The sequence below is a fragment of the Pseudomonas sp. MYb193 genome (genome assembly GCF_002966775.1).
Lineage (GTDB): Bacteria > Pseudomonadota > Gammaproteobacteria > Pseudomonadales > Pseudomonadaceae > Aquipseudomonas > Aquipseudomonas paracarnis.
The window spans coordinates 4,518,263-4,537,150 of record NZ_CP023269.1 but is presented as its reverse complement, the minus strand read 5'-3'; the positions used below and the strand labels follow the sequence as shown (position 1 = coordinate 4,537,150).

General features: G+C 59.2%; 28 protein-coding genes and 1 pseudogene. 3 read left to right on the top strand and 26 right to left on the bottom strand.

The window, feature by feature from the left end:
* Positions 1-3: 3 nt before the first annotated feature.
* The 5 genes from CLM72_RS20695 to CLM72_RS20675 form a co-directional block, all read right to left on the bottom strand.
* Positions 4-237: a hypothetical protein gene (locus CLM72_RS20695; protein ID WP_105227880.1), complete on the bottom strand. Its 234-nt coding sequence runs from the start codon at positions 235-237 to the stop codon at positions 4-6.
* Positions 238-312: 75 nt separating this feature from the next.
* Positions 313-684, bottom strand: coding sequence for a hypothetical protein (locus CLM72_RS20690; protein WP_105227878.1), 372 nt, complete (start codon positions 682-684; stop codon positions 313-315).
* On the bottom strand, positions 684-962 hold the full coding sequence (locus CLM72_RS20685; RefSeq protein ID WP_371920476.1) for an ogr/Delta-like zinc finger family protein: 279 nt from the start codon (positions 960-962) through the stop codon (positions 684-686). Before CLM72_RS20685 ends, CLM72_RS20690 begins: the two co-directional genes overlap by 1 nt.
* Before the next feature lie 14 nt (positions 963-976).
* Positions 977-1,450 (bottom strand): YmfL family putative regulatory protein, encoded by a 474-nt coding sequence (locus tag CLM72_RS20680; protein ID WP_105227874.1) that lies wholly within the window; start codon positions 1,448-1,450, stop codon positions 977-979.
* Positions 1,451-1,479: 29 nt separating this feature from the next.
* A complete protein-coding gene (locus tag CLM72_RS20675; RefSeq protein WP_092231667.1) occupies positions 1,480-1,692 on the bottom strand; it encodes a DNA-binding protein in 213 nt (70 codons plus the stop codon).
* A gap of 84 nt (positions 1,693-1,776) precedes the next feature.
* Between CLM72_RS20675 and CLM72_RS20670 the strand changes: the two genes are divergently transcribed.
* The 3 genes from CLM72_RS20670 (at position 1,777) to CLM72_RS28830 (ending at position 3,305) form a co-directional block, all read left to right on the top strand.
* Positions 1,777-2,124, top strand: a complete 348-nt coding sequence (locus CLM72_RS20670; protein WP_105227872.1) for a helix-turn-helix domain-containing protein — start codon at positions 1,777-1,779, stop codon at positions 2,122-2,124.
* Positions 2,125-2,208: 84 nt separating this feature from the next.
* Positions 2,209-3,003, top strand: a complete 795-nt coding sequence (locus CLM72_RS20665; RefSeq protein WP_105227871.1) for a zinc ribbon domain-containing protein — start codon at positions 2,209-2,211, stop codon at positions 3,001-3,003.
* Between the two features lie 134 nt (positions 3,004-3,137).
* Positions 3,138-3,305, top strand: coding sequence for a hypothetical protein (locus CLM72_RS28830; RefSeq protein WP_158688697.1), 168 nt, complete (start codon positions 3,138-3,140; stop codon positions 3,303-3,305).
* A gap of 29 nt (positions 3,306-3,334) precedes the next feature.
* Here the strand turns inward: CLM72_RS28830 and CLM72_RS20660 are convergent, their stop codons facing one another.
* The 21 genes and pseudogenes from CLM72_RS20660 to CLM72_RS20560 all read right to left on the bottom strand — a co-directional run bounded on the left by CLM72_RS20660 (position 3,335) and on the right by CLM72_RS20560 (position 18,877).
* The gene (locus tag CLM72_RS20660; protein WP_105227870.1) at positions 3,335-4,606 is read right to left on the bottom strand and encodes a phage late control D family protein; all 1,272 of its coding nucleotides are present in this window, start codon (positions 4,604-4,606) and stop codon (positions 3,335-3,337) included.
* Entirely contained in the window at positions 4,603-5,043 is a 441-nt protein-coding gene (locus CLM72_RS20655) for a phage tail protein (RefSeq protein WP_105227869.1), read from the bottom strand. Before CLM72_RS20655 ends, CLM72_RS20660 begins: the two co-directional genes overlap by 4 nt.
* Positions 5,044-5,048: 5 nt before the next feature.
* Complete coding sequence (locus tag CLM72_RS20650) at positions 5,049-8,030, bottom strand: phage tail tape measure protein (RefSeq protein WP_105227868.1); 2,982 nt, start codon at positions 8,028-8,030, stop codon at positions 5,049-5,051.
* Positions 8,020-8,139: a GpE family phage tail protein gene (locus CLM72_RS20645; protein WP_017477242.1), complete on the bottom strand. Its 120-nt coding sequence runs from the start codon at positions 8,137-8,139 to the stop codon at positions 8,020-8,022. Before CLM72_RS20645 ends, CLM72_RS20650 begins: the two co-directional genes overlap by 11 nt.
* A gap of 8 nt (positions 8,140-8,147) precedes the next feature.
* Positions 8,148-8,483 carry a phage tail assembly protein gene (locus CLM72_RS20640; RefSeq protein ID WP_105227867.1) on the bottom strand — a complete coding sequence of 112 codons (336 nt, stop codon included), beginning with the start codon at positions 8,481-8,483 and terminating at the stop codon, positions 8,148-8,150.
* A gap of 49 nt (positions 8,484-8,532) precedes the next feature.
* Positions 8,533-9,048: a phage major tail tube protein gene (locus CLM72_RS20635; protein ID WP_105227866.1), complete on the bottom strand. Its 516-nt coding sequence runs from the start codon at positions 9,046-9,048 to the stop codon at positions 8,533-8,535.
* A 57-nt stretch (positions 9,049-9,105) separates the two neighbouring features.
* Positions 9,106-10,281 carry a phage tail sheath protein gene (locus tag CLM72_RS20630; protein ID WP_105227865.1) on the bottom strand — a complete coding sequence of 392 codons (1,176 nt, stop codon included), beginning with the start codon at positions 10,279-10,281 and terminating at the stop codon, positions 9,106-9,108.
* 100 nt (positions 10,282-10,381) lie between these two features.
* Positions 10,382-10,939: a hypothetical protein gene (locus CLM72_RS20625; RefSeq protein WP_105227864.1), complete on the bottom strand. Its 558-nt coding sequence runs from the start codon at positions 10,937-10,939 to the stop codon at positions 10,382-10,384.
* A 10-nt stretch (positions 10,940-10,949) separates the two neighbouring features.
* Positions 10,950-13,241 carry a phage tail protein gene (locus CLM72_RS29355; RefSeq protein ID WP_256595215.1) on the bottom strand — a complete coding sequence of 764 codons (2,292 nt, stop codon included), beginning with the start codon at positions 13,239-13,241 and terminating at the stop codon, positions 10,950-10,952.
* Entirely contained in the window at positions 13,238-13,852 is a 615-nt protein-coding gene (locus CLM72_RS20610; RefSeq protein WP_105227863.1) for a phage tail protein I, read from the bottom strand. Before CLM72_RS20610 ends, CLM72_RS29355 begins: the two co-directional genes overlap by 4 nt.
* On the bottom strand, positions 13,852-14,763 hold the full coding sequence (locus CLM72_RS20605) for a baseplate assembly protein (RefSeq protein WP_105227861.1): 912 nt from the start codon (positions 14,761-14,763) through the stop codon (positions 13,852-13,854). The genes CLM72_RS20610 and CLM72_RS20605 overlap by 1 nt, the downstream gene beginning before the upstream one ends.
* Positions 14,760-15,104 carry a GPW/gp25 family protein gene (locus CLM72_RS20600; RefSeq protein ID WP_105227859.1) on the bottom strand — a complete coding sequence of 115 codons (345 nt, stop codon included), beginning with the start codon at positions 15,102-15,104 and terminating at the stop codon, positions 14,760-14,762. The genes CLM72_RS20605 and CLM72_RS20600 overlap by 4 nt, the downstream gene beginning before the upstream one ends.
* The gene (locus tag CLM72_RS20595) at positions 15,101-15,673 is read right to left on the bottom strand and encodes a phage baseplate assembly protein V (protein WP_105227857.1); all 573 of its coding nucleotides are present in this window, start codon (positions 15,671-15,673) and stop codon (positions 15,101-15,103) included. The genes CLM72_RS20600 and CLM72_RS20595 overlap by 4 nt, the downstream gene beginning before the upstream one ends.
* Before the next feature lie 61 nt (positions 15,674-15,734).
* A complete protein-coding gene (locus CLM72_RS20590; protein ID WP_105227855.1) occupies positions 15,735-16,193 on the bottom strand; it encodes a phage virion morphogenesis protein in 459 nt (152 codons plus the stop codon).
* A complete protein-coding gene (locus tag CLM72_RS20585) occupies positions 16,183-16,665 on the bottom strand; it encodes a phage tail protein (protein WP_105227853.1) in 483 nt (160 codons plus the stop codon). The genes CLM72_RS20590 and CLM72_RS20585 overlap by 11 nt, the downstream gene beginning before the upstream one ends.
* Positions 16,662-16,847: pseudogene (gene lysC / locus CLM72_RS29105) on the bottom strand (Rz1-like lysis system protein LysC); the annotation flags it as partial. The pseudogene lysC and the gene CLM72_RS20585, both read right to left, overlap by 4 nt.
* The gene (lysB, locus tag CLM72_RS29350) at positions 16,762-17,205 is read right to left on the bottom strand and encodes an Rz-like lysis system protein LysB (protein ID WP_105227851.1); all 444 of its coding nucleotides are present in this window, start codon (positions 17,203-17,205) and stop codon (positions 16,762-16,764) included. The gene lysB and the pseudogene lysC, both read right to left, overlap by 86 nt.
* Positions 17,202-17,405: a hypothetical protein gene (locus CLM72_RS20575; protein WP_105227849.1), complete on the bottom strand. Its 204-nt coding sequence runs from the start codon at positions 17,403-17,405 to the stop codon at positions 17,202-17,204. Before CLM72_RS20575 ends, lysB begins: the two co-directional genes overlap by 4 nt.
* A complete protein-coding gene (locus CLM72_RS20570) occupies positions 17,402-18,247 on the bottom strand; it encodes an N-acetylmuramidase family protein (RefSeq protein ID WP_105227847.1) in 846 nt (281 codons plus the stop codon). The genes CLM72_RS20575 and CLM72_RS20570 overlap by 4 nt, the downstream gene beginning before the upstream one ends.
* The gene (locus CLM72_RS20565; protein ID WP_105227845.1) at positions 18,244-18,522 is read right to left on the bottom strand and encodes a phage holin family protein; all 279 of its coding nucleotides are present in this window, start codon (positions 18,520-18,522) and stop codon (positions 18,244-18,246) included. The genes CLM72_RS20570 and CLM72_RS20565 overlap by 4 nt, the downstream gene beginning before the upstream one ends.
* 1 nt (position 18,523) lies before the next feature.
* On the bottom strand, positions 18,524-18,877 hold the full coding sequence (locus CLM72_RS20560; protein ID WP_019818195.1) for a putative holin: 354 nt from the start codon (positions 18,875-18,877) through the stop codon (positions 18,524-18,526).
* Between the last annotated feature and the right edge of the window lie 11 nt (positions 18,878-18,888).

Here is an 18,888-nt window from a genome sequence, read left to right as displayed (position 1 = left end):
GGCTTACTTCGCTTCGTCGAGACTGTGTTTAAGGGCGCCAATCAGGCTTTTTCGTGCGGCCATCGCGGGGAAGGCCACGAGCAACGAGCCGTGCCGCAAACCCTCGGGGATCAAGCGAAAGCGGTCGTCATACCAATGCTCGTTGAGCATCACCGCGTACTGCGCACGGAGCTCAACGAGCAGTGCCTCAGCGTGGTCGCGGGGCAGTTTTGCGGTGATGGCGATGTCGATTTCCATGGTCCACCTCGGATTGCGGGCAAAGCTCACCCAAACCCATTGGGAACGGGGCAGGGCGGGGTTTAAAAGGGAGCGTTACTGAAGGTGTGGCTTGTGTACTGCGTTGCGCTGGTCGAGCATTTTTTGCGGAAGGAAGCGAGCCGGAACTGGGAAGCGTTGATCCGCCAGAATGTCCACCAGATGTACACGGGTGCTGTCAGCCCCGGTGGCCCAGTCGACGCCTATCCAACGACGCTTTTTGATCATTTGCAGTTCAGTCCAGGCGTTGTGAACAAGCTTTGGCGCCATGAACACCGGAACTTCCAACGCAAGCGTCAGGTGGCGAATACAGCGATCAAACAACAAATCGGAGTCCACAAGGTGTTCAGCCTCGTGATGCTGCAGGTAGGCGAAAGCAGCTTGTTGCATGCTGCTGCGGTAGTCATGAGTCTGTTGATCAAGGTTCATCACGCGCGCTCCATTTCCAGTTGGTCCAGCAGATCGGGTTGATCGTTTTTTGCCGTGAGATTTCGACGTGCAAGTAACCGCACTTTTGTAGGCGCCATGGGCAGGACCGTAAGGGGGTGGTCAATGCCTGTTGGGCTGAGCTGATACTCCCAGACCAATGAACCGGAGAACGTGGCGCCGCATAGCAAGTTGGTGCATTCCGAGTACATCGAGCGGAAACAAGGCGTCTGCCCTTCAGAGGTTCGGATACGCATAGAACTGTTGCAGCAAGGGCACACCAGCTTGTAAGTACTCACTGTACGGTCCCCTTGGTGTGCAACAGGATCGTGGCAAGTACTTCCGAGTGACGGGCCGACATGTACCGGTTATGAGCAGCAAGGATCGCCTCGGCTTCATCCGGTTCAATGACTCCATCGTCCAGCGCCTTGGCTATGATCTGGTCGACCACGCCTCGCTTGGCGGCAGCGTTGACCGAGCGGTTGTAGAGATCGACGTTGTCCAGAGTCTCTGGCTTGGCCAGGGGCACGAACATGCCGCCGTACAGTGCCGCGATATATTCCGGGAGGTGTGTGGTGCCCGCGTCCTGCTCCAGGCAGTGAATCTGCTCGTCGGTCAAAGGCCGGCTACCGGCGTTTTCGTAGATGTGGTTATCGAACTTTTTGAGTTCGTAACCGAGGCGAGCGGCTGCACATTCGCGACCACCTTTGTAGTCGCTGATTACTGCGCTCATTACTTGGCGCTTGGTCGCTAGAACTGGGCGTTTCATCTTCTGGTATCCCCTTGGAGCCAGAGGCCCTAGTTTGTAATCACGCCGTCTTTGATTCCGAGCAGCACGGCCGCGCGATGAGCCTCACCGCGCAAGCACTTCTTCTGTCCGTTCAAAACCGCGTAGACCGTTGATGGGTTGAATTCATTTTTTTCAGCCCAGTCTTTGGCCGAGATCCCGAGACGTGCGAGACGATCACGGGCCTCTTGGCATGCTTGCTCGATGGGGGATGCGTTCGGCATAGTCTCGTTTCGTGTGGTTTCGTGTGATGACAGGCGAAGTATTTCCCATGTACGTGGGATCGTCAAGCCTTGATGGAGACAATTGTGGGAATTGGTGACCGCCTCAAAGAGGAACGGGAGCGTCTGGGGTTCAGTCAGACTGAATTTGCGGCTGTTGCTGGGGCTTCGAAAAACAGTCAATACAACTACGAAAAAGGTGACCGGAGCCCTGACGCGGACTACCTCGCGGCTATTGCAGCTAGAGGCGTCGACATTCTTTACGTGGTGACTGGCGAGCGTAAGCGCCAAGCAGCCGATAGCATCAGCGATAATGCATCGGAGTTCCTTGAGGTCTACGAGCGAATCAATGGTGACGATCGGCAGGTCCTACTGCGGATGGCTTCAGCATTCGCCATTGCTGCTGATTCAACGGCAAGGAAAGCCAGCAACTGAGAAGTCCCTGTCGGGGCCGGATAAGCGGACGCAACAAGCCGGCCAAGAAGTTCGGTTTTTCATGGAAGTTCAAAGGAGAAAGGAATGGCACTGAGCCCTTGTAAGTCTTGCAAACACACGGTGGATACCACCGCAAAAATCTGTCCCAAGTGCGGCACTAAAAATCCCGGATTAACCACGGGCCAGAAAGTATTCAGGCTTGCGACACTTTTGCTTATTATCGCTGTGGTCGTTTCGATGTGTTCGATAGCGAGTAATGACAGCACTCCTGAAAAAGCTGCGAAGCAAGCCGCTGCAACTACCGTTTTGCCGCCTAGCTACTCAATCACCAAAGATGACTTCCGGGAAGGCAGACCACGAAAGGTCGAGGTAATGCTCCCTAAGCGATTAAACGAAGCTGACTTGTTTGAAGTGGCTGAAGCCATTCGGGCCAACACGAAAATAAAGGCTGACAGAACCTTCATTGGTTTCCGTGTTGAGGGGCAATCCGAAAGGACCTACTGGGCAAACGCCAGTTTTGATCCAGACTATAAAGCCTCGCTGATCGGTTTGAGTCTGCAGGATTACCAGACCCTGAAAGCGCTTGACCTGAAGGCTTACCCAAACAGGATTGGGAGCTGGTTGCGGGACGGTTCAACGGGTTACGTGATGGTGTTGTACAAGCAGGATGACAAGTATCTGATTGACTCTGTTTTCGCCAGTGGCGGCAAAAATACAGCGAAGTATGTCGCCAAAAAACTACCAGACGGCGGATTGCGCCTTGACGATCCCGAGAGTGATTTCAACGAACATTACGTTGTGGATGCCAAGGGCAACCTGCAAGGCTGGGGTGAAAATGGCGTGTACATGACGCTGCCCCCGTTCAAGCCCGCGTCGTGACGTAACAACACACATATTTTTTGCTTGCTGTCTGATGACACAGCAAAACGTGATGGAAATTAGCTGTTCCCCGGGAGACTTTAACGGCGTCATGTAGGCGCCGAGTACCCGTTGCGTGTGAAAGGAGTATTCGCATGATGGAGAACAGTGGTGTGTCGGAAAGCCAAGTGTCAGTCGTAGATGCGAACTGCCTTAGCGATCAAGAAGTGAAGTTGCTGGTAATGTTCCGGGCCATCAGTGCCCAGCGGCAACAAGATGTTCTACGATTGTTGGAGGTTTTTACACACACGCCTGAGCAGTAAACCTGCGGACCCCGGACAGGTTCCGGGGTTTATGCTGACTTTTCAGCCTGTGCCTTCTTCCACTCTCGATCTACCGCTCGTTTGGCCGTCGCCTCACTGGCGTACAGCCACCGTAACCGCCTCAGCTTTGATTGATCCCCCGCAGTAATCGTTTTTTCTTTCCCTGTTCTCTGGTCGCGGTAGTACGCGATGATCCCCGTGTAATCGCCCTTGTCCTCTTCTGCGAGATCCTCGACGTTATCCTCCGGCAGCTTACTTTCCAGCTCGAGGTTCACCGTGTATCCACCGTCTGCGCTCAGACTGTGTTGCACGTTGCCGCCGTACCAGATGATCTCGTCGATTTCCTGCTTCACGCCCTGGAGCGTGTACGTCAGCTCTGGTATCAGATCCGGCCGCCCCATGGCCAGGTTGTAGCTGAGTGTGGCACTGCCACGTTGCAGCCTCCGGAATTCCGCCCTGGCGGCACGTAGGGCCGACTGCTGGTCGCTGTACGTGTGTCGCAGATCTTTGAGGTTATCGCCGCCGCCGGCAATAGCCTCCTGTTTTTTGGCACTGTTCACGTCGTAGTAATAGGCGCGCACGCCGTCGTAGCTATCGCGGTCGGCCTGTAGGTAGCGGTGTTGGTCACCGTCGGCGCGGGTGAGGGTGATGTGCGGCAGGTCCAGGCCGCTGGCCGTCTTGCCGCCACCCGCCGGCAGGCACATTAGGCAACCCGCTTTCACGCTGGCCACCGCGTCGAATTCCTCACCCAGGCGGCTGATCAGGTTGGCGTCGGACTCGTTGGCCTGGTCGAGCTGCAGGATGGGCAACCCGTCCAGAGCGCCTGCGATGGTCGCGGTCAGGCCGTTGCCGATGGCGATATCGCCCAGGACGTCGCCGAGGGTGGTGTTGCTCCAGCTACGCTCCCGTTTGGTTTTCAGGCCCTTGCGCAGGTCTGCCGATCGAGCACGGATGCTCAGTACGTCAGGCGCGCCACTGTGTTCGGTTTCGTCGACGGTATAGGTGCCCTTGTCCACCAGTCCGGTGTCGCTCCAACCCAGCCACAACCGCAACACCGCGCCCTTGGGTGGGATCGCCAGCAGGCCGTCGTGGTCGCTGAGGGTGATGCTGAGTTGGTCCGCCTCGACGCCGCGGTTGTCGGTCAGCTCGAGGCCCATCAGGCGAGGGCTGATCAGTTGGGCGATGTCCAGACCGTCGACGGTGAGCCGAAAGGCGGGCACGGGGTAGGCTGCGTCACGAACGTACCGCTCGGCGGTGCTACGTACGTAGCCGGTGACCTTGGAGATTACCGATTCGATCACAGCAGGCCTCGCAGGATGTTGACGCCAATGCTGGTACCGGCGCCGAGCAGATCGATGCGGTCATCGTCGGTGCGCTTGAGGCTCAAGGTAAATTCAATACGCCGAGGCTCGCCGTTGCTGAAAAAGATGGTCTTGGTCTCGCTCATACTTTCGATCACCCATAGGCCGTATATCCGGCCGCTGCCTTCGACCATGGGCCATGCCTTGCCTGTGTTCGCCATCAGGCGCAGGGCGTCGAGGCTGAGGGCGCTGCCGGCCAACTCCGGGAGGATTATGCCGGGGAGGGTGATTGCATCATCGCCACGGCCAACGAATTGCCACGCGGGAGCTGCGCCAACCCGGTTGTTGCTGGCATGGCGCCAATCTGTTTGGCGTTGCAGCTCTTGGTAGGCGGCGGTTCTAAGGCTAAACACGAACATGCCGAGGGCGAGCATCATGGTGGCTATTCCAGGTCAGAAAGTTTGCTGCGCTGACGCGCCTTCTTTTCGTTTTCGATGCGGGCGATCATGGCTCGCAGGGTCTTTTCCAGGCTTTGCATGTCCGTACCAGGCCCCACCGGGAAGTTGAATTCGTAGGTGTCGTGGCTATCGTAAACGGCTGCTGCGGGCGCGCTGCTGATGGGCGGCGTGTTATCCACGGCAAACGCCGGCATGGCGGTCGCTCCCAAAGCCAGGGTGCTTGCGGCAGCCATCTGTTTGCTCACGCTGGTCAGGGCGTCCAGCGGGCCTTTCTGCCCGCCTTCCAGCCCCTGAGTCAGCCCCGCCATGGTGAACCCGCCCAGCTCCGCAAACACCCGGGACGGGCTGTGGATGCCGAGCTTTTCCTTGAACCAACCGATACTGGCGTCGCCGATCGAGCCGATGGCGTCTTTGACGGCGCCGACTCCAGATGTGAGGCCATTGATCAAGCCGTTGATGATCATGCCGCCGAACTCAGTGAATTTCCCCGGCAGTTCCACGCCGAAGTAACTCATAACCCCGGAAAAGGCCTGGTAGAACAAGCCGAGTGGGCTGAAGTTAGCAATCAATTGAAGGATGCCAGACAGGCCTTGATCAAAGCTGGTCTTAATACTTGCCCACAGATTGGCGGCGCCCGTAGCAAGAGAAACGATGCTCTGCACAAGCGTGGCGATCATGTTGCCGATGGCTGCCCCGAACCGTTGCCCCATTGACTGAGCGGCGCCGCCGACGTCCTCGACCGGCTTCAGCAGGTCACTGAACCACCCAATCAACCCGCTGATTCCGTTGGATATCATGTTGAACAGAGGCTGTGCGATGCTGCCGAGCAGCCTTAACGCAGCGCCTACACCTGGTATGGCATAGGCGGCTTTCGCCAGGTTGCCCAGTAGTTCGCCGAACTTACTGAATCCGGTGAGCACTGGTTGCAGTGCAGCGGAAAGCCCCTGCCAAAAGCCGATGAAGAAACCCTTTATCGGTTTCCAGTATTTGTAAACAAGGAACCCGGCAGCGACTAGTCCAGCAATTGCTGCCATCAACCACCCTATGGGTGTAGCCAGGATCGCTGTGCCGACTGAGCTGATAGCACTGATCAGTGTGGTGGCGAATAACCGGGCTGCTTGCACCAACATTGGGAACGCGTTACGAGCCAAGCCCGTCAGCGTTGGTAGCAGCTTGCCGAGCATCTTGGTGACGACGCCACCCTGTAGACCGAACATCGTCATACCGTAGCGGAGCACGGCGAACGGTCCCAGCATGCTCGCCATGGTCAATGCTAGAGCGCCGAACACGAATGCAAGCGCGGTAATCGCGCCCACCACTTTGACCAAACCACCGGCCAATTTGGGATTCTCTCTGGCCCATGAGCCGACGCTGTTTGCGACTTCGCCCAGGGTGTTGATCAGGCTCTTGAGTTCTGGCGCAACGGCTGCGCCGAACTCTGCCATGGCGTTGGTAAAGCTGCCCTCGGCAGCCTCCATGACGTTGGTTAGCGTGCCGAGCTGTTCGTTGACTCGGGTACGCAGATCAGCCTGGACTTGCAGTTTTTGCTGGACCTCTTGATACCCTGCCAGGCCCTTGTTCATCATCACGTTTAAGGTGGTCAGCGTTTCAGCGTCATCCCCAAAAAGCTTGCCAATCACAGCCGTACGGTCGGTGTCGTTCAGAACTTTGAGCTTTTCCACCTGCGCGTATAGGTTTTCCAGTCCAGCAAAGTTGCCCTCATCATTCGTGAATTTGAGAGCTACGCCTTTGTTAGCACCCGCTGCAATTTTGTTGGCTTTGTCGACCTTGCTCTGATCAAGTCCCGCCTGAAAGATCTTGCGGAAGGAGTTTCCCGCCGCGCCTCCATCCATCCCGGCCTGGTCCATCATGATCAACAGCGGCGCCAGTTCCTTAGCTGCATCAAGCCCCGACTTCTTGATTGTGTCCATGACGGGCGAAATTTTGCTGAAGCCCTGAAGCATTTTGTCCGGGTCCAAACCGGCGTAGAACCCGCGCTGGATAGTATCCATTAGGCTCATCATGTCTGTTTCGCTGGTACGCGTCGCATCCTGCATTTTGGCGGCGAACTCTGCTGCCTCCGTCGCTCCCATCTTCAGCTGGACACCCAGGTATGCAGCGGCTTCACCCGTACCGCCCAGAATGCTCTTGGCACTCAGGCCCTGGCGCCTGAGCATTGTCATCATGTTCTGGAAGTCGGCCGTGGTGCCAGGCAAACGGTCGCCCAGCTTGGTGGCCAGGTCGGTGATTTTCTGGAAGTCCTCCGAGACCTTCCCAGTGTCATCCATCATCGACACCTTGAGCTGCGTAGCGGAATCCTCGTTGGGTGCGAATGAATTAACTACTGCAGCAAGGGGCCGGCTCGCTGCATAGCCTACGCCCAGGCCAGCGGCCCCACCCATGGCGAGTCGTCCAGCATTTTGCTGACTACGGCGAAGACGTTCGCTCGCCTGCGCGCTAGCGCGCTGACGTCGTGTCAGTTCCTGAAGGCGTCGCTGTTGCTCTGCAATTTCAGCATTCGCCCGAGCCATATCAGCGCGTAACTGTGCGCTGTGCTGCCCAAGATTACGCGTGCTGATCCCGGCAGCCTGAAGGCTCTGACGCATTGTTTGAAGTTGACGGGTCTGGGCGGTCTCTTGGTCTTTCAGTCGTTGTAGAGCAGTGCGCGCACGGTCAAAGTCCCTCTGCATGGCGCGGGTTGGATTTTGCGTTTGGGACAGTGCGCGCCCCAGTTCCTGGGTGCGCTGTTGAGCCGCTTGCAGTTCGGTTCGGGTCGAACTCAGCCCCTGCTTTAGCTCGCGGAAACCGTTTATTTGTTTCTGCGACTCGTTGAGACCTTTCAGCCGGTCCCTGGCTGCCTTGAGCGCCTGCGCAGCTACGGTGGATTGCCGTTGAATACTGCGCAACGGGGCTGTGACGCGGTCAATGGCGTTCAGAATCAGCTGTAGCCGCAGATCATTTGCCATCGGTGGAACTCCGCACCCTGGCGCGCTCGCGCCAGTCCATCAGTTCTTGCAGGCCCAACTGATCCATGTCAGCCGGTGCCCAGTGAAAAACCACAGCCAGGTCGGCCATGGCGTCCTCTACGCAACGAGGGATGCGTCCGTCTTCATCGATTTCTGTAGCAAAAAACCAGACACCTTGGTGCCGAGCGCGAAAAGGTCGGCGGGGTCCATCGAGTTGACTTCAACGGGGGTGAGGGTTGGGCTGCTGATGCGCGGCACTACCTTTACCAAGCTGTTGACGTCCATTTGCAGCAGCTCTGCCAGGCTCACACCGCGCAGCTCGCCCGAGTTGGGCTTGCGCAGGGTGATGCTGTCGATGACAGTGGTGCCACGGCGAATTGGGGTATCGAGGACGACGGTGTTGTCGTCGGCCAAAGGTTGAATGTCAGGTTGTTCGGTAGCTGCGGTTTTCATGGATAAAGCTCCTGGTGATGGGTAAGCGTTCTATGTTTTGGGTGGGCTATCAGAAGCCCAGGGCTTTGCGCTGTTTCTCCAGCATGTCGACCCCGTTGACCTTCTCGATGAAGTTGAGCAGATCAATTTCGATGATCTCTTCGTTGTCGACGGTCAACTTGTAATAAGTGCAAGTGGTGGTCATCGAATGTTCGGTGTCTTCGCCTGGCTGGGCGTCACCCATTTCGATGGTCTCGTGACGGCCGCGCACAACGACTTCCACGGCGCTCACTTCGCCCGTGTCGTCCTGCTCAAAGGCACCGGTAAAACGCAGGGCCACGCCCGAGGCGTTGACCATGGCGAACTGTTTCAGGCTGATCAGATCCAGGCCACCGGTTTTCCATTCGAACTGGATACCGTCGTCGGAGAAACCCAGGTCAGCCTTGACCGGGCCGTTCATGCCGCCGCCGCGATAGGCTTCCATCTTGCGGCCGAGGGCGGGCAGGGTGACGGACTTGACCACACCCCTGTAGATGTTGGCGTCGTTGAACAACATGAGGTTCTTGAGTTTGCGTGGCATAGCCATGGCAGTGTTCTCCGGGTGTTTGGCTGGGGGTTAACTCCCCTTGCGGGGAGACCCGGTTTAGCTGTTGATCTGGCTGGCAAACTGCATCAGGTAGCTGTCGGTGATGCGCTGGCGAAGGGTGAGGTCTTCCAGGGGAGGCACTGGCGTGTAGTCGTAATCGATCGTCAACTTGCCGGCCTTGAGGGTGTCTTTGTCGTTGATGTCTTCCGGGTACCAGCAGCTGCCGCCGATCAGGTAGCCCTGGGCAACCATCTCGCGGAACTTGGCGTTGATGCCTTCGATGATGTCCCGCACCAGGGAAGCGTGCATGGGCTTGTCCACGGCCCACATGTGCGCCTCGGCCATGGTGTCGGCGAGGATCTGCGCGGTACGGGTGTAGTTTTCGAAAGCGAACTGCGGGTCGTCGCTGCAGGTGCGGCTGCCCCAGAAGCGAAAGCCGTTGGCGTTGATGAGGGTGGTGACCTCGTTGCTGTTGAGGTAGTTGGCGTCAGTGGCCGGGTTTTGCAGATCCCAGAACACGTCGGCGCTGATGCCGGTCGCGCCGTTGACGGCAACGTTGGAGAGGGTCTTGTGCCAGCCGGTTTCCTGATCGATCTTCGCGCGCAAGCCCAGGGCGCGCGCCGTGGCAGCGGCGGTGACGGTCTTGCTGGTGACGGTGTCCCAGTTGAGGAAGTCCGGCCAAATCACCATGACTTCACGGGCGCCGAAGTTCTCGCGGTAGGCGACCACCTCTTCCTTGGTTTTGCAGTTCCAGGCGCTGACGTATGCGAAAGCGCGTAGGTCTTGAGCAACCGATACCAGGGCGGTGGCCACCGGCAAACTGTCGAGGCCTGGTACGCCGAGGATACGCGGCGTCATGCCCACCCGGGCCTTGGCCGCGAGCAGGGCTTTCATGCCGGTGTACTGGCCGTTGGCGTTAGTGGTGCCGATCAAGGCGCTGGTGGTGGTGGCTTCGTCTGCGCCTTCCTTGACCCGCACCACGATGACGTAGGGCTTGGTCTGATCGCTGATGGCTTGCAGGCTGGTCGCCAGGGTGCCTTTGACGCCAGCTTTGCCGATGGCGGCTTTAACGCTGGTCAGCAGTACTGGGGTGTCCAGCGGGAAAGCGAGCGGGTCCGCATCTTCAGCCGTGCAAACCAGGCCGATGACTGCGGTGGGGATGGTACGAATGGGGCGGGTGCCGTCGTTGAGTTCGATGACCCGCACGCCGTGGAGATAGTCTGAACCGGCCATGGGTGGTTGCCTGCGCTGTGATGGAATGACAGTGCACAGGCTGCCGCGCGCGCGACCTCTGTGCGAGAGGTCGGCGTTGTAGCGCGGCCCGCTACAAGGATCAGTCGATGGTCGCTACTACCTGGTCCATTGCAGTCGTGATTTCCTTCGCCCGTTCCAATGCGGCCAGCCCCTGTAATTCACTCACTTCATACTTGCGCATGCGCAGAGCTGCCAACTGTGCGAAAGCATCAGCGAGCGCGGCTGATTGGCTGAGAATACGCTCCGCCGCTGCCTGTGGTTCAAGCGCTGTGGCGCGGGCGAAAGAGGTGATCCAAATACCGGGCTCACCGTTGTAGCCAGCATCCTTGTAAGTGTTAGCCGCTGCGGAGCGTTCTCGGTACTCAACCTCAAATCGGTTCAGGTATGTGTATTGGTTGGCGGCGTAATCATCAATCCGCCTGACCAGCTCAGCCACGTCAGGAATAACGGGCGGTGGATCGCTGAGGTATGGCACCCCCTCATCATCGGCCAGGATGACCTTACGATCTGACTGCCCCATCAACAGCTCCTGATGGCGCTCATGGGTGATGGGTTGTGCATCTGTCGGGATGTCATGCAGCGCATGCAATTCGCTGTCATAGAACCCTTTTTTTTCCGCGCTGTAGAAAACAGTCATGCATCAGTCCTCAGTAGCCGTATGAGACCCAGCGGGCCGCTACGATGTTGTTCGCCCATGGCCCGCCGCTGGATGACATCGACTGGGTAAACAGGTTGAAGTAGTTCGTGTAGATGTCGCCGACATAAGCGTGGTCGATGTCACCGGTCGAGTTATAGGCGCATACCACGGTGGATAGGTTGGCGTTCGGGTAGGTGGTCGGCAGGATGATCGACGTTCCAGTGCTCTGGTCTCCGTTGGCGGCAAAGCCCCATTGACGAATGATCCCGCTTGGCGATTTCTCCCAGCCATTGATCGACTTCAGGCTGGCAAAATGGGCCATTTTGTCCAGCACCGCCGAACCCTGGACAAACCAGTCACTTGGCCCGATGCAGGTGAACACCGCTTCGGCGCCGCCTGGGATGACCACTGTCGGAAGGACTGAGCCGCCAATCTGGACGTTATCGGTGCCCGCGCGATTGATGCTGACGTTGTTTGGCGACAGGTTCTGAATCTGGATCATCGCCCCCACTGGAAGCGCGGCGGCTACCGGCAATGTCAGTGCTTGGTTAACGGCGGACCCATAGAAATAAGTGAGCTTTCCCGCCGCTGATGCGGGAAGTGCAGCGCTCGCCGTATAGGCGCTGACGCCGCCGAACTGGTTACCTGCACGCCGCACAAAGGCTGTTGTCGCGATCTGGTTGGAGTCGTCGAACTGAATAGCCAGTGGCGCAGTTGGCGTCCCGGTCAGCGCCGGGTTTGCGAGCGGCGCTTTCAGCGACAGGTAGTAGTTCATAGTCGCGGCAAAGTTGGGATCGTTGCCCAACGCTGCGGCCAGTTCATTCAAGGTATCCAACGCACCAGGTGCAGCGTTCACCAATGCTGCGACCGCAGCCGCGACGAAGGCAGTCGTTGCGATCTGCGAGTTGTTCACGACCAGGGCAGGTGTAGGTGCTGTTGGGATGCCCGTCAGAGCCGGCGAATTCAGGGGCGCGCGGCTGGTATCAATTGGGTGCCGGTGATCTTCTCGAGACTTTTTCACCGACACGCCTGGTGCTGGCACACCGTCCATCAAAGGCGACAGGCTGCCTCGCTCCGCTGCCAGCTCTTGCTGGACAAATTCAGCATTAGCGAGCTGACCGTTCGATGTCCCCACCGGAAGTGTCGGCAGGCCGTTCATGCGGTGCAGTGCGCCGGTCCCTTGGGCGAACCACTCGTAATTACTGACGCAGGTGAACTCCAGTTCACTGCCTGGATACAGCACCAGGGTATCGATCAAGCCGCCGACGCCGCCGATTTGGATGGTGTCGGTACCAGCTTTCGCCATGGTGATGGGAACGCTGGAAACGTTCTGCACATTGATCGTAGCCCCTACCGGCAGTGCGGCGGCGCTGGGTAGGTTCAGCGTCTGGCCAGCCTCGGTGCCGTAGTAGTAGATCATCTTGCCGGCTTCGGCAGGGACGATGGCACCGCCGCTGTTGCGCGGGGACGTACCGCTGTAGCCCGTGGTGACGTTTTGGAAAAGCAGCGGCGTGGTACCCAGCACCAGGGGCGCGTCAGTCACCAGTTTCCAAAGGGTATCGGCCTGTTTTTCACCCAGCTCGACGGTAACGGTCAGTCCTGGCGTGACATCGGAGCTGCTGTCGGCGTCGCGTGTTCGCGTCCAGGCACCAGCGGCGACCAGGTAGATGCCGTTGTCCTTGCCTTGCACCTGGTCTTTGACCAACACCCGGTCACCAACTTGCACTGCGACACCATCCAACATTTTTGTGCCGGAAAGTGTGATCGGCACTGTGGTTGCCGCACGCACGCTGTTTTTACCGTCGAGCTTGTCCAGTTCCTCGGCAATGCGGGAGTCAACAAACTCGCGGGTAGCGAGCACCACGGCAGGGTCAATTTTCAACTGAACGTTGGCCGTACTGGTGACGATGATATTCAGCCGCACGATCTGAGTTTTACCGGTGCCTTGATTCAGCAGGGGCTTGAAGCTGGGTGCACAGTTGGCGACAGCTACCAAATCCCCGTCGACGTCGTACAGACCGATTTCCCGGATCCACCATCCGCCAACGTCCGGGGGAATGACCTGCTCGGCCACGATGACGCTTGCGTTTGTCGGGTCAACCTTCAGTTGGTTGAGCGGCGCGCGGCGGCGCTCATTGATCAAACGGGTTTGAGTTCGCGATGGGATTGGCTCTGTGCCGTTGGCGTCGCCGACTCCCATTTGAGAGATTGTCCACGCGATGCCCAGGGCATCAGCGTTGGCTTGCTTGGCTTCGCCCACGGCCGTGAGAATGGCAAAGAACTGGCTGTTTTGATCGATCATGGGTAAACGTCCAGGGTTTCAATTTGATGGTCACGGCCGACATGGCCAAAGGTGCCGGTCACTTCAATGTCGCGGAGGATCGGCGGGTAAATGTCGATTTCATCGCCTTCGTAAAGGCCTGCTGCGAGGTTCATGACGCCACTGGTGGAAAGCGTGATTGCCAGCCCGGTCAGGTGCCGCGTTACAGGTCGCGCGTCGTCGATCAGCCAGGTAAGTTCCTGATACATCTCCTCCGTAATACCGGTGTCCAGCACGCCAACCTTGATGGCGAACGTCCCCGGCACGCCCTCGGGGAAGGTTTGCCACCACTCCAGCACCTCAATCAGGTAGCCAAGTGGCTCAACCACACGGCGCAGGGCGCCGATGGTGCCTTTGCGTGAGTGGATGTAATGGGATGAGCGAATGGCGGTGCGTTTCGCGGCTTCGGTCCACTTGCTGTCCCAGCGGTCGACGGAAAATGCCCACGCCAAATACGGGAGTAATTGAATGGGGCAGGTGTCGGGGTTGCACAGCTGTCGCAGTGGTATGGGAACGCGCTGGATTTGCGCGAGCGCCTGAGCCGCCTGTCGTTCCAACGCGGTGGCGTTTCCCGGCAGCAGTTGGCCGCTCATTACTCAACACCACGGGTAACGGTGACGCCAGTGCAGTAGGGCGCCTGGGCTTTGGTGGCGACGATATCGGTCCAGCCTTCCAGCTCGACCTTGCGCACGCCCTCAACATGTGCGGCAGCGTGGAGCGCGGATTCCGTCACCTCCATCCCAAGGCGTCGACGCTGGTTGACGTAGGCCAGCAAACGCTTTTCAGCCGCTGCAAGGATTGGTTCGATTTCCGGCCCGCTGGAGAGTGAGTACAGCTTGGCCTTTACCTGGTACGGAATGATTTCCGCGCCTTGCACGGTCAAGCGGTCGGCAACTGGCCGACGGTCATCGTCGCTGAGGTAGATTTTGACGGCTGCGAGCAGGTCGGCAGGGGCCGAGCCATCACCTAGCAGGGCTTGCACCGTCACCACGGCCACTGCTGGCGACGGGCTTTCGGCGGTGGCATCGGCCACCCGGCCGTCAGCCCCGCGAGCGTGAAAGATGTAGCTGTTGCGTGGGCCGGCGGTGCTTAAACCTTCCCAGGCCATTTGCGCCCGCTCGCGCAGGCTGTCGTCGCCTTCCATAATTTTGGGGATGGGAGGAGTGGTATTGGCGCGTGCTTCCTGAATCACCAGGCGCTTGACGTTGAAGTTGGCGGCCAGTTGCTCCAAGTCGGGCCCGCGTGCGGTCGCGAGCAGGTTGGCCAGGGACGCCTCATTCACTCGCTGCCGCCAGATGGTTTCGCGGTAGGCATTCTCCTGCAGCAGTTTGGTCAACGGCTCGGATTCCATCTCCAGGCGTGTGGCGATTTCTGCCTGTTCCTCGATCGGCCATAGGCTGATCATGTAGGTCCTGCGCTCGGCCAGGATCTGTTCGAAGTCGATTTGTTCGACGATCTGTGGGGGAGGCAACTGGCTGAGGTCGATGGCGGCGAAGCTGTTCATACACTGCCCCCAAGTTGTAGCGGCACGCTGAGGCTTAAAGGTTGATTCGTGTCGACCACGCTGCCTTCCAGCTCAATAGCTGCCTGGCCGAGCAGGTTCGCGCCAGTAAATTGCACGCGGCTCAAACTGATACGGGATTCCCAGCGCATTAGCGCCATGACAGTGGCCGCGTATACCCGCAGGCGGGTGACGTCGTTGAAGGGGTGGTCCACCAGTTCGGGAAGCAAGCTGCCGTATTCGCGGCGCATCACTCGGGTTCCGATACGGGTGGTGAGGATGTCCGTGATGCACTGGCTGATGTGATCCAGGGTGCCGATGGCTGCGCCGGTTTCTCGGTTCATTCTGGTTTCCCTGTCTTGCCGCTGCCTGGCATCACGCCGCCGTGCGGGTGGTTGACCAGGCTGATGTTGGCCGCGATCACGTCAGTGGAGACGGTCACAGTGCCGGTGACGTTCTGGTTGCCGGTTTGGGTGTAGTTGCCTTTGTGCGTGATATCGCCGACGAGATTGATGCCGCCCGTGCTGACCAGGTTGGTGGTACCGCCCTCGGCCAGGGTCGCGCTGAGGTGATGGGCCACGCTGTCGTACTCGATCACCGTGCCGTCGGCGTAGGTGCGACGGTGCAGGCCGGGGCGGTTGCCGTTGGCGGGGATGTGATCGCTGGGCAAGCCGGTGATGACTATGCCATTGGCGAGTTGGCCGGACGGGCTGAATAAGATCACCTGCTCGTCGACGGTCGGCGGGTCCCACTCGCGGTCAGATCCGGCGCGCAGGGCGAGCCATGGCAGCCAGGCAGTGGTTAGTGTTCCGGTTTTAACCTGCACGCGCGGGGGCTCCATCTGCACGGCGGCGATGACGCCGAAGCGGATGAGGTTTTCGAGCATGCGGGAGAGGGCGGCGAAGTCGTTCATGGCGCCGATGGTGGCGCCACGCGCGTGCGGGTGCAGCTTCGTTGCCTTGTAGGAAGGGTAGTTACAGTGTCAGGTGTGCGAGCAGGCCGTCGCGAATCAGTTCGAGGTCAGCGTCGGTGAAGCCCAAAACCTCCCGCTGTTCGTAACGCACGTCAGGAGCGCCAGGCTCTGCACGATCCTTCAAACCATACTGGTGAACCCTGGCAATCCGAGCGATACGCCCGGTGAACCCAACCGTTACGGCGTTGCTATCGCCACGGACCTTGAGGTATGACGCTGTACGTAGCTTCTTGAACATCGCCAGCTTGCGACGAATACGGCCCTGCTTACCGCGCAGGTTCCGCTGCTTACGCGGTGCAAACTTGCTCCCGTCCGGATTTTGCTGAGCCACCACGCGCTTCTGCTGACTACGACGCAACTCCTGGCCGATGGTCCGGGCCAGTTTGCTTCGCTCTCCTGGCTCCAACCGAGCCAGCAGCACTCCCGCCCAGTCCTCCAGTGCTTCCAAGTTACTTGCCATCGGGCACTATCCACTCACTGGTGTTGCCATGTGCCCCTGGTTTCCAGTTCGGATCGAGATAGCCGGCCACTCGCTGCGGTTCGTTAGGATGTTTGACGGTGGTGTTGCCCTGGTCGTCATTGCCCACGACGACGCGCTCTGTCAGCTGCAGGGTGATGCTGAGGTCCACCTTGTTCTTGTCCAGGATGTCGGCTTCGAACTGAATGCCGTTTTTGACCTTGTCGAGGTTTTCCAGCATCTCGGACTGATTGACGCTGAGCCAACCTAGAATCGGCAGGATCACGCTGTCAGGGTGGCCGGCGAACTCGGTGAGGATGATCTGCAGGTCAAAGCTGTATTCAAACGACAGGGTATGGGCAGCGGTGCAACGAACCCTGCCGTTGTCGATGAAGATCAGCAGGCGGTCGGGGTTGTGTTTGAACTCGGCAACGGTGGCCAGCAGGTGGGCGCGCAGGCTTTCGGGCTTGTTCATGGTTGGGCCTGCTGGTGTTTGTAAACCATGTCTACCTGGGCGGCGCAATCGGCCCAGGCGGCTTCGGCGCGGTCTTGGTCGGTGAGTTGGTCGCCATTACTGAGTGGGCTGGTCGCCGGCAGGACGCACGGTACTACGGCCGGACAGCCAGTCACGATAAGCGGCGGCGCCGGTGATGGCGGGGCGCTCGCGCAGCCGGCGAGCAGCGTCAGGCAAAGGCTGATCAGCCCAGTTGCGTAGTTCGTCGTTTTCACGTTTCAGCTCCTCTATGGTTCGCTCGCGTTTCGCCAGGCTCAAGCGCAGTTGGTCCTGCTGAGTGCGCAGGTTGCTCTGTGCATCGCGCTCCTGCTTAAGGGTGGTGCTAAGCGTGTTGGCGGTCGCCAGGTTGCGGTCGGCGTCATCGCGGGCCGTCTTGGCCGTATTTTTCGCCAATTGGGTTTGGCCCTCGGCGATGTCGATCCGTTTTTCCTGACCCCAGATCAGCAGCGTCAGGGCGCCGAGCAGGGCGATGCCATACAGCGCCTGGCGCAGAACGCTCACGCGCGGTACCAGCCGAGCTTGTTCATGGCCGCGGTGTCGAGCTGCTTGATAGGGCCGCGCACGACCACGGCCCGGGCGCCGTTCATTATCTGGATGGACTCGGCCAGGAGCTGCATGTCGTCATGTTCGGACGACGCAGGCACCACCAGCACGTCCCCGTCCTGTACCCGTAGTTTTTCTACCGCGTCGAAGTCGATCATGCCGCCACTCCTTGTCCACACTCGCAACCGGCGTGCCGCTCGTAGGCGCGCTGGAGCTTGGTGTCGTAGAGATTGCGCAGATAATCCGGCCCGTTGTAGAGCTTGGCGAACTCTGCCCATTTACGAGCTTTCAGGGCCTTGTGTAGCGCCGGGTCGGTCTCGATAAAGCGGGTGAAGGCTTCAAACTGCTGTGATTCGCCGGCACTCATTGCCGCCACAAAGTCCTGCACGCTGGCATAGTTGAGGCGCTTCCAGTGGAAACCCATGATCTGGAAGGCACCCCAGGACGCTGATTCCAGGGCGGCGGTGTCATCGATCAGGCGAGCCATTGCCAGACGTTGGTGTTCGGCGGTGCCGCCTATGTATCCACCCGGTTTCGGGTTGACCAGGGCAGGTGTGGCGACAGCGAGCTGGCCGGCGTGGCGCTTGAGTTCGTCCGGGTCATCGCCTGCGTTTCGAGGTGTGGCGAGCTGGCGGTACATGATGTGGCGTTCGAAGAGGATCATCGGCTTGCCGTTGTCGAGAAAGCCCTTGCCCTTGGATTCCACTTCGTTGACCGCGTAAATGCTCGCCAGCGGTACGCCGAGACGTTCGGCTGCGACCACCAGGTCGTTGTTGCGGAGGAGTTGGGTGCAGTCGCCACCGGCAAGACTGGCTTGAGTCTTGGTGCCGGCGACGCCGTCGGCGACCAGGCCTACTTTGACCTGGTACGCGCGGACGGCGGCTTCTGTGGCGTCGCCGTAGTCACCGTCCGGCACGACGTTGGCACCGTTCTTGTTGAGATTCTTTTGCAGCATCAGCACCGCTTGTGAACGGTCGCCGTGGCGGAGGGTGGTGGTCATGCGCTGGGCCTCAACAGGGCGGCGACGTTGCCGCGTGAACGGAAAATCAGAATGCAGAGCAGCACGATGGAAGCGGCCTGGCCGAGGCTGGTTGGCTGGCGGTCCAGTAGGATCTCCAGACCGCAGATGCACAACGTGGCGCCAAACACGCTTGCCAGCAGCGAGATGCTGCGCCGGTACCGCGCATCGCCTCGGGTGTAGCAAGCAAGGCGCAAGGCACTCAGCAGGTAGGCGATTGCCGCGATCAACTGCACGGCCAGTTCGATGTTCTGCATATCAGGTGCCCCCTCTGATGCGACGCCAGATGTCCCAGATATCCGCCTTTTCCACCCAAACCATCAGTTTGATGCTGATTGGGATGACCACCAGGGCACAGAGAAAGGCGCTGCCACCGCTGGTGATAAACGGAATTGCCTGTAAAGCCATTGGCGCGAACAAGTAGCCCACGCCGGCGGACAGGAATAGTGAGCCCAGCCGTTGCCAGACCTTCAGGTCACGCTTGGTGCTGGTAACCAGCCAGGCACCGAGGATGGCGCCGAATAGCGCCCCGTCATCGATGACTGGCGTGACGCTGGCCAGGCCCAAGCCAATGAGCAGGCCAGACACAACGCTGGAAGTCGGATCAGCCATGGTGTGGGTTT